Origin of the sequence: Chroococcidiopsis sp. CCALA 051, from assembly GCF_003015105.1 — a bacterium.
Taxonomy (GTDB): Bacteria; Cyanobacteriota; Cyanobacteriia; order Cyanobacteriales; family Chroococcidiopsidaceae; genus Chroococcidiopsis; species Chroococcidiopsis thermalis.
Map to the genome: position 1 here is coordinate 1 of NZ_PYCI01000204.1, position 8846 is coordinate 8846.

Annotated in this window: 10 protein-coding genes; 7 read left to right on the forward strand and 3 right to left on the reverse strand. The window is 43.6% G+C overall.

What is annotated here, in order from left to right:
- Positions 1–528, forward strand: a 528-nt coding sequence (locus C7Y66_RS29070; protein WP_304529369.1) for a peptide chain release factor-like protein, incomplete at its 5' end; no start/stop codon positions are given.
- 91 nt (positions 529–619) lie between these two features.
- The gene (locus tag C7Y66_RS31490; RefSeq protein ID WP_158266023.1) at positions 620–766 is read left to right on the forward strand and encodes a hypothetical protein; all 147 of its coding nucleotides are present in this window, start codon (positions 620–622) and stop codon (positions 764–766) included.
- Positions 767–793: 27 nt separating this feature from the next.
- Here the strand turns inward: C7Y66_RS31490 and C7Y66_RS29075 are convergent, their stop codons facing one another.
- Positions 794–1345 carry a transposase gene (locus C7Y66_RS29075; protein WP_106548206.1) on the reverse strand — a complete coding sequence of 184 codons (552 nt, stop codon included), beginning with the start codon at positions 1343–1345 and terminating at the stop codon, positions 794–796.
- A gap of 270 nt (positions 1346–1615) precedes the next feature.
- On the opposite strand from C7Y66_RS29075, the gene C7Y66_RS29080 reads away from it, so the two are divergent.
- On the forward strand, positions 1616–2599 hold the full coding sequence (locus C7Y66_RS29080; RefSeq protein WP_106548207.1) for a hypothetical protein: 984 nt from the start codon (positions 1616–1618) through the stop codon (positions 2597–2599).
- A gap of 2 nt (positions 2600–2601) precedes the next feature.
- Positions 2602–3000 carry a hypothetical protein gene (locus C7Y66_RS29085; protein WP_106548208.1) on the forward strand — a complete coding sequence of 133 codons (399 nt, stop codon included), beginning with the start codon at positions 2602–2604 and terminating at the stop codon, positions 2998–3000.
- A gap of 232 nt (positions 3001–3232) precedes the next feature.
- Here the strand turns inward: C7Y66_RS29085 and C7Y66_RS29090 are convergent, their stop codons facing one another.
- Complete coding sequence (locus C7Y66_RS29090) at positions 3233–3463, reverse strand: hypothetical protein (RefSeq protein WP_106548209.1); 231 nt, start codon at positions 3461–3463, stop codon at positions 3233–3235.
- A 237-nt stretch (positions 3464–3700) separates the two neighbouring features.
- On the opposite strand from C7Y66_RS29090, the gene C7Y66_RS29095 reads away from it, so the two are divergent.
- The 3 genes from C7Y66_RS29095 to secG all read left to right on the forward strand — a co-directional run bounded on the left by C7Y66_RS29095 (position 3701) and on the right by secG (position 7540).
- Complete coding sequence (locus C7Y66_RS29095) at positions 3701–5404, forward strand: ABC-F family ATP-binding cassette domain-containing protein (RefSeq protein ID WP_106548210.1); 1704 nt, start codon at positions 3701–3703, stop codon at positions 5402–5404.
- Positions 5405–5647: 243 nt separating this feature from the next.
- Entirely contained in the window at positions 5648–7246 is a 1599-nt protein-coding gene (gpmI, locus tag C7Y66_RS29105) for a 2,3-bisphosphoglycerate-independent phosphoglycerate mutase (RefSeq protein ID WP_106548212.1), read from the forward strand.
- A gap of 60 nt (positions 7247–7306) precedes the next feature.
- Positions 7307–7540: a preprotein translocase subunit SecG gene (gene secG / locus C7Y66_RS29110; RefSeq protein ID WP_015152268.1), complete on the forward strand. Its 234-nt coding sequence runs from the start codon at positions 7307–7309 to the stop codon at positions 7538–7540.
- Positions 7541–7578: 38 nt separating this feature from the next.
- Here secG and C7Y66_RS29115 read toward each other — a convergent pair whose 3' ends face one another.
- Entirely contained in the window at positions 7579–8751 is a 1173-nt protein-coding gene (locus tag C7Y66_RS29115) for a glycosyltransferase family 4 protein (protein ID WP_106548213.1), read from the reverse strand.
- Positions 8752–8846 lie beyond the last annotated feature (95 nt).

The following is an 8846-nucleotide window of genomic DNA, read 5'->3' on the forward strand; positions in this document are numbered from 1 at the left end:
GTACCAGTCACGGAAGCAGGGGGACGAGTTCACACATCTACTGCTACTGTCGCGGTGATGCCAGAAGTGGATGACGTTGAAATTCACATCGATCCGACTGAGATTGAAATGAAAACAGCTCGTTCTGGCGGTGCTGGCGGTCAAAATGTTAACAAGGTGGAGACAGCGGTAGACTTATTCCACAAACCAACGGGAATTCGGATTTTCTGTACGGAAGAACGCAGCCAGTTACAAAACAAAGAACGGGCAATGCAAATCTTGCGAGCTAAATTGTACGAAATGAAGCTGCGGGAACAACAAGAAGCTGTTACTTCCATGCGGCGATCGCAAGTTGGAACGGGTTCGCGATCGGAGAAGATTCGCACCTACAACTACAAAGATAATCGGGTCACAGATCATCGTTTGGGACAGAATTATTCTCTGAACCCAGTTCTAGAAGGTGACATAGAAACAATTATTCAAGATTGTATCGCCCAGGATCAGCAGGAACAGTTAGCAGAGTTAGCTGCATCGAGTGCGGGTGCTTAAGAAGGCGATCGCGCTTGGTTTGGTAGGGTAAAATATGATTGCATAATCCTTCCTAAGTTTAGGGGGGATTAATTTTTTGGGATGTGAAACTATGGCACAGAAAATTCTCGTGATGAGAAAATGCGATCGCACCTGGGATTTGTGGAAAGAGGGAGTGCGATCGTATTGTCTATATCAATTTTCTTTTGATTACCATATATTTGTAGGGGCGCACAGCTGTGCGCCCCTACAGATTTGACATCTTATCCAATTGACAACGGCTATATTACTTTAAAGCAGAATTAGTTGGATTGTCTGAATCATTTAGCCAATTAGCTGGATTATTAATAATATATTGCTGAATTTTATTTAGACATGCTTCATTATGGATAATTTGTTCATAGTAATTTCGCTGCCAAACTGGTATTTTAGGAGTCTGGCGTATTTCGTTAATTTGCTTTGTAGCGGTAGATTTAAATCCAGCAATCAATGACGATAGAGAGCGCGGTTTTCGACGTAGGGGCGCACAGCTGGACGCTCCTGGTGAATTTGGTATCTCTACAGAAGATGTGAATATAACGATTGCGTGTATGTGATTAGGCATGATAACCCATTCATCTAATTCAATTCCTGGTCGGACTGTGGGCGATCGCAACCATTCTTCAGCTACTATACATCCAACTTTATTCAAGCGCATTTGACAATCCACAACTTCGCCAAATATACATTCTCTTTGGTAGGTACAAATGGTAATAAAGTAAGCACCTGCTTGAGAATAATCATAACCACGTAAACGAATAGACTGACGGTGATGAATTTTAGAGTTGTACGCGGTCATTGTTACCTTTTTTAATTAGATGCGTTACATGGCTTGTAGGGGCGCACAGCTGTGCGCCCCTACAATATGTCCGCAATAATTTATCAAACATAATCTCGATCGCTCGACTTTATATAAGCTTTTAATTACCTTCATTCAAAGCTCAAATTTTATAAATTATTAGCGTGTAAATTAAGAAGATATTTAGTGATTCTTAGCAGTACGCAGAACATATTTGTAGGAGCGCACAGTTGTGCGCCTGGTTGTATATAAATAAAAATAGGAGTATTTGTGATTCCAATTATTCTTGGTGCTATTGCTTTAGGTACTACAGCTTTTGGTGGGCTTGCGTGTGTCGCAGGTATGGCTGATATGGATCTAGCAAAAAAAATTGGTGAACGCGCTCAAAAACGCTACAAAAGTAAAGTTAGTCAATTGCAAGCAGACTGGGAAACTGCTAACCAGATAGCAGAGGAGTACAGTCAACTTCAGATTGATATCAAAATGCGCACAGTTGGACGTTTTGTTGATTTTATCGAGCGGCGAATTGGTCAGCAAGCTTCGCAAAGCGATCGGCAGATTTTAGAAGGACTAGAAATTTCAATTCAGCAGCTCAAACAGTATCAAGTTATGGCTATAGAGGCTGAAGAGTGGGTTAAAGGCGGTTTATCAGCAGCAGCTACAGGTGCAGCAGTAAGTTCTGGGACAATTACACTTGCAAAGTCTGTAGGAACAGCTACAGTAACAAGATTCTTTGGCTTGTGGACTACTGAAGTAGGTATCTCATCGCTTGGTGGAGCTGCTGCTAGAAATGCAACAATAGCATGGTTAGGTGGTAGTAGTATGGCTGTTGGAGGTTTTGTTTTGGGAGGTCTGACACTGGGTCCTGCCTTAATGATCGGTGGTTTTCAATTGGCGGGTAAAGCAGAGGAAGCTTTAACCAAAGCACGGAAGTATGAAGCTGAAGTAAACACGGCAATAGCTCAATTTGGCGCAGCAAGAGACTTTCTTCAACAAGCAAGGCGGCAAATTTTTGAGTTAGAGGATTTAGTTAAATTGCTTAACGATCGCACTGTTCTTAGTCTTAACGAACTTGATTCATTACCATCATTTGATAAAAATAATGATAAGGATATTGAGAAGTTTAGACAAGTAGGACTTTTTATATCAAACCTTGCAGAAATTATGAAGATTCCTGTTTTAGATGAACAAGGACAACTTAATCCTGTTACTGCCAATATTCGAGCCAAGTATTCTACTATTTTGGGTAATTAGAAATGCCAGTCAAGAAAGCTTCCTTTAAAGAAACCATCAATCCCTTAGAGTCTATACAGCAAATAGTTTCAGCCTACACTGATTACAAGAAAATTGCCGGACAAGAGCAGACAAAGCGGCGTGAAATTGAAGCGTGGGAAAAAACTACTATCGCGAAAATTAACGCTCAGCGAGAAATATTGATAGGATATCTCAATCGCTCGTTTGACGAACGAGCAGAAAATTTTCGGGCTTTGTTCAATGTAGTCGATCGCGCAATCATAACAGGTAATAACGAGCAACTAGAAGTAGCCTTACATTTAATTACAGAAATAGCTAAATCTAGCCCATTTAAAGAACTTGCTAATTTAGCTTCAGTAAAAGCGGCGCTAGACGATCCAAATCACAAATGGACATTTTGATATACATATTGAAATAATACAGATTTTGTATGGACGCACTATGGATATTTTGAAATAATACATATCTTGTAGGGGCGCACAGCTGTGCGCCCCTACATCATTTATGCGCCCGTACATCTATGCGCCCTAACTGATTTATTACCAACACGAATAAATTTGACGTTGGAAATTCCGATCGCTACCACGAACCCAAGTAGAGCGATCGCCTCCTCCCCATACAATCGACCTCAAACTACTGTTGAATCTCTCCCCGCGCTAGACGTGCTTCGTACTCTTCTGGATTCCTTGAATAATCTGATAAATCTGAAGTGCTAATTTTCAATGCTTCCGTAGATTGCATCCATAAAGCCGAGCGAGTGTTATCTTTGTCTAATCGTAAAGAGTCTACAAAATGACTTACTTCCTTAACTAGCGGTTCTGGCAGTTGGAGAATTTTGGAAATTGTCTCATCATACAAGCTCATTTGTTTTTCCTTGTTTGAATCAATTGATGCACCGAATTTGCGTACCAACAGCCTAATGAAGATAATTCAATATAGAGGTGTGAGGGCTGCGCGTCAATCATGTTAGTCATCTTAGGTGACTTCAACCCAGAAATTAAGATTCTCAAAATCTTTCCTCAGTCTTGAAGAACGCACCCTACATTTCGCCATTAAATTTTGTTACGATGTCGATGAAGCGATCGCCCCTGGAGATAATGAATGCTGCGACTGGAACACATTAGTAAAATTTATCCTACTGGTGAAGTCCTTAAAGATGTGAATTGGGAAGTCAAAGCAGGCGATCGCATCGGTTTAGTAGGTGTCAACGGAGCAGGCAAGTCTACCCAACTGAAAATTATTGCTGGCGAGGTTGAGCCAACTACTGGAGAGGTGATTCGTCCTGCTAGTTTACACATAGCATACTTAACCCAAGAATTTGAAGTAGATCCAACTCGTACTGTAAAGGAAGAATTCTGGCGCGCCTTTGTTGAGGCAAACGAAGTTCATGAAAGTTTGACAAACGTACAACATCAGTTAGAAACCGCAACACCCGAAGAATTAGATAAACTTCTGCGACAAATGGATCGCTTCCAGCGCCAGTTTGAAGCTTTGGATGGTTACAGCTTGGAGGCGCAAATCGATAAAATCTTGCCAGAGCTGGGATTTGAACCAGGAGATGGCGATCGCCTTGTCAGCGCTTTTAGTGGCGGTTGGCAGATGCGAATGAGTTTGGGCAAGATTTTACTACAAAAACCCGATCTTCTACTCCTAGATGAACCGACTAACCATTTGGATTTAGAAACTATTGAGTGGTTAGAAAATTACCTGAAAGGGTTAATTACACCGATGGTAATTGTTTCTCACGATCGCGAATTTCTCGATCGTCTTTGCACTCAAATTGTCGAAACTGAAAGAGGGGTTTCCACCACATATTTAGGTAACTATTCGATTTATTTACAACAAAAATTTGAAGCTAAGGAAGCACAACAAAGTGCCTACGAACGGCAACAGAAAGAACTTGACAAACAGCAAGCTTTTGTCGATAAATTTAGAGCTAGTGCTACTCGCAGTACACAAGCAAAAAGCCGCGAAAAACAATTAGATAAAATCGAGCGTGTCGAAGCACCGATATCTGACTTAAAAACCCTGCATTTTCGCTTTCCACCCGCACCCCGTAGCGGACGAGAAGTGGTGAAAATTCAAGATTTAACCCATATATACGACGACAAAATCTTATTTTTAGGTGGAAACCTCTTAATAGAAAGAGGCGATCGCATTGCTTTTCTCGGTCCCAATGGTGCGGGTAAATCTACATTACTGCGTCTGATTACGGGAATGGAGGAACCGACAGAAGGAGTAGTCGAACTGGGCGCTCATAACGTGATTCCTAGCTATTTTGAGCAGAATCAAGCAGAAGCCTTAGATTTAAACAAAACCGTCATGGAAACGATCCATGATGAAGTTCCCGACTGGACGAATGAAGAAGTTCGCACGTTGTTAGGAAGATTTTTATTTAGCGGGGACACGGTATTTAAAAAAGTTGCAGCCTTAAGTGGAGGCGAAAAAGCCCGTCTTGCCTTAGCAAAAATGCTGTTACGTCCAGCAAATTTATTGATTTTAGACGAGCCAACAAATCATTTAGATATTCCAGCGAAAGAAATGCTGGAAGAAGCAATTCAAAACTACGATGGTACAGTACTGATCGTTTCTCACGATCGCTACTTCATCTCTCAAGTTGCCAACAAAATTATTGAAATTCGCGATGGAGAATTTCGAGTTTATTTGGGAGATTACCATTACTACCAAAATAAATTAGCAGAAGAACGAGAACAGGAAAGACAAGCTGCGATTGCTGCCGAGCAAGCTGCTAAAAAAGCCGCCAAAGCCGCTAAAGCTGCCGCTAAGAAAGGGAGTAGGGGTTAGAAAAAAAGACAAGGGAGACAAGGGAGACGAGGGAGACAAGGGAGCATTCGGAATTACAATCCAAAATCCAAAATTCCCTCACTCCTCACTCCTCACTCCTCACCCCTTCCAGAAGGCGATCCCCATTAGAAAAGCTGAAAGATATAGTAGAGAAAATGACAAAATCAGCAAAAAAACCCTTGCAGAGACGATCGGTAGTGGTATCATGACGGGTGAGTTAACAAAAGTAAAGGGTAACATCGTATGACCCAAGCACCTGTTGCTCCCGTGGTGCTAGTGATATTAGACGGATGGGGTTATCGCGAGGCAGCAGACGGTAACGCGATTTCATCTGCAAAAACTCCTGTAATGGATAGCCTCTGGGCAGTCTATCCAAGAACTCTAATTCGCACTTCAGGCAAAGCAGTAGGGTTGCCAGAGGGTCAAATGGGCAACTCGGAAGTCGGACACCTGAATATTGGTGCAGGGCGAGTTGTACCGCAAGAATTGGTTAGAATTACAGACGCGGTCGAAGATGGTTCAATTGGGCAAAACGCCGCGATCGCTCAGTTATGCCGAGAAGTCAAAAACAGAAATGGTAAACTGCACCTAATCGGCTTATGCTCGGAAGGTGGGGTACACTCTCATTTAAGCCACTTGTTAGGATTGCTAGACTTAGCAAAGGCGCAAGAGATCGCTCAAGTATGCATCCATGCAATTACGGATGGACGCGATACAACACCTACAGAAGGCGTGGAAGCTCTCAAACAGATTCAAGAACACGCAGATTCAATTGGTGTTGGTCAGATCGTCACTCTAAGCGGTCGTTACTACGCAATGGATCGCGATCGCCGTTGGGATCGCGTTAAACGTGCTTACGATGTGATGACTCAAGACGGTGTAGGCGACGGGCGATCGGCAGTTGAGGTCTTACAAGCTTCCTACGATGAGGGAGTCACTGATGAATTTGTCATCCCTACCCGCATCGCTCCGGGAGCGGTAGAACCAGGTGATGGCGTAGTCTTTTACAATTTTCGCCCCGATCGCGCCAGACAGCTCACTTATGCTTTTGTCAAGCCAGACTTTGACGGCTTTGAACGGCAGCAGATCGAGCCTTTATCATTTCTCACGTTTACGCAATACGACTCCGAACTTTCCGTCCCCATCGCTTTTGAGCCGCAGAATCTCAATAACATTTTAGGCGAAGTCATCTCCCAGCATGGACTCAAGCAGTTTCGCACCGCAGAGACAGAAAAATACGCCCATGTCACTTACTTCTTCAATGGCGGCTTAGAAGACCCATTTGCAGGTGAAGATCGGGAAATGGTGATGAGTCCGATGGTAGCGACCTACGACAAAGCGCCAGCCATGTCTGCTGAGGCGGTGACTGATGTAGCGATCGCTGCAATAAAGCAACAAGTTTACTCCCTGGTAGTCATTAACTATGCCAACCCTGATATGGTAGGTCATACAGGTGATATAGGTGCGACTGTAGAAGCAGTTGAAACTGTCGATCGATGCTTGGGACGGTTATTGGAGGCGATCGCTCAAGTAGGAGGCACGGCATTAGTCACAGCCGATCACGGTAATGCTGAATCCCTCCGCGACGAACAGGGAAATCCTTGGACGGCACACACGACTAATCCAGTCCCCTTCATTTTAATTGAAGGTGAAAAAGCAAAGATCCCCGGTTACGGTACAGAAGTAACGCTCAGAAGTGATGGCAAGCTTGCCGATCTCGCACCGACAATTCTAGAAATCTTGCAGCTTCCCCAACCAGCAGAGATGACTGGTCAATCTTTAATCGCCCCAGCTATGTATGAAGTACAATCTTCCCGTACTCCTGTCAGAATGGGCTGGTAAAGTTAAATAAGTAAGCAAGTAAGCTACACTTTTTTTGCGCTATCCGAGCTAATTCGCACTATGACAGTTACTACAGTTCTTGAAGCTATCTGGGCATTCTCTGCCGTGGGTTTGATTGTTTTGGTATTACTGCACAGTCCCAAAGGTGATGGGATCGGTGCGATCGGCGGTCAGGCACAGTTATTTAGCAGTACCAAAAGTGCCGAAACAACCCTAAACCGCGTTACTTGGGCATTGGTAGTGACGTTTTTAGGTTTAACAGTAGTTTTAAGTGCTGGTTGGTTGAATAGATAAATTGTAGAGGCGTTCCCGGGAACGCCTCTACAATTTATCTATAGTCGAGCGCGAAACTTAGAACTGAAAATTTTTGAACTTTGCCGTTGTGACAATACGCTGTCATAAAGCTGCTCTAGCCGGTCGATATTCTGACTCAGGGTATAGCGCTCTAATACTCGCTGTCGCGCTTTTTGCCCTAGTAAGATGGTAAGTTCTGGATGATCTTGAAACAAAGGTAGCAGAGTTGATAATTGTGACGTGACGCGCCTGGGAGTGAGGACTACACCAGCGCCATTCTCTAACACTTCCCCATCTGCACCCACATTTGTAGCTAAACATGCCAGACCACAAGCCATTGCCTCTAACAAAGAAATTGACAATCCCTCTACCAAAGACGGCAAAACAAACACATCGCTACCACGCAAAATCTCCAACCGTCGACTTTCATCGGCAATATATCCTAACCAGTAAATGCCAAATTCTGCGCTGTAGAAAGGTCGTAAAGAAGCGGTAAGGGGACCATCACCTACCATGAGCAATTTACTACTAGGTTTCATATCCGCTTGCTTCCAGGCGCGAAGCAATGCTTCGATATTTTTTTCCGCAGCAATTCGACCTTGATAAACGAATAGTCGTTCGGCGTGGAATTCTTGCTTGATACGTGAAATCCCAGGACTATATTTCTCTACGTCTACGCCGTTGGGGATCACTGCTACTTTGTCAGCAGTCAAACCCATTTTGGCAAACAACTCTCGCTGAACTTCCGAAAAGACGATAACGCGATCGTAGTTGATTAAAAATGGAGCATACAGTTGATATGCCAGCAATTGAGTACCCGATACGAGTTTTGCCCCTTTACCAGCATAGGGAGTGTGGAAAGTTGCAATAAGGGGTAGGTTCAGCTCCTCGCAAATCTCTGGCAGGATGAAATCTAGGGGAGATAGCGTTAAAGATGCATGAACTAAATCTGGTTTTAACTCCCGTAGCGACTGAGTTAAAACCTTTGTTGCCCCTAAAGTCGGGATTGTATAGACTTGAGACTTATAGAGGAAAGGTAGAGGGACTTCTGGGCAGTCGGGCCAATTATCCCGCTTAGCTTCTTCTTCTTCTTGAGTGAAGTGAAGAAAACTAACCTGATTTCCTCGGTCTAGCAAGGCATTAGTAACTTCTCGACTGTAAGTAACATTGCCACAAAAGGGTGATTTTTTTCCAATCCAGGCAATATGCATTCGGTTGCGGCTCGATTTTCCGATCTAGTAAGAGACTTAGGGAGTTGGGAGTCGGGTGTGGTAGTTGGTAGTTGCTCCTCTGCTCCCAGATCCCA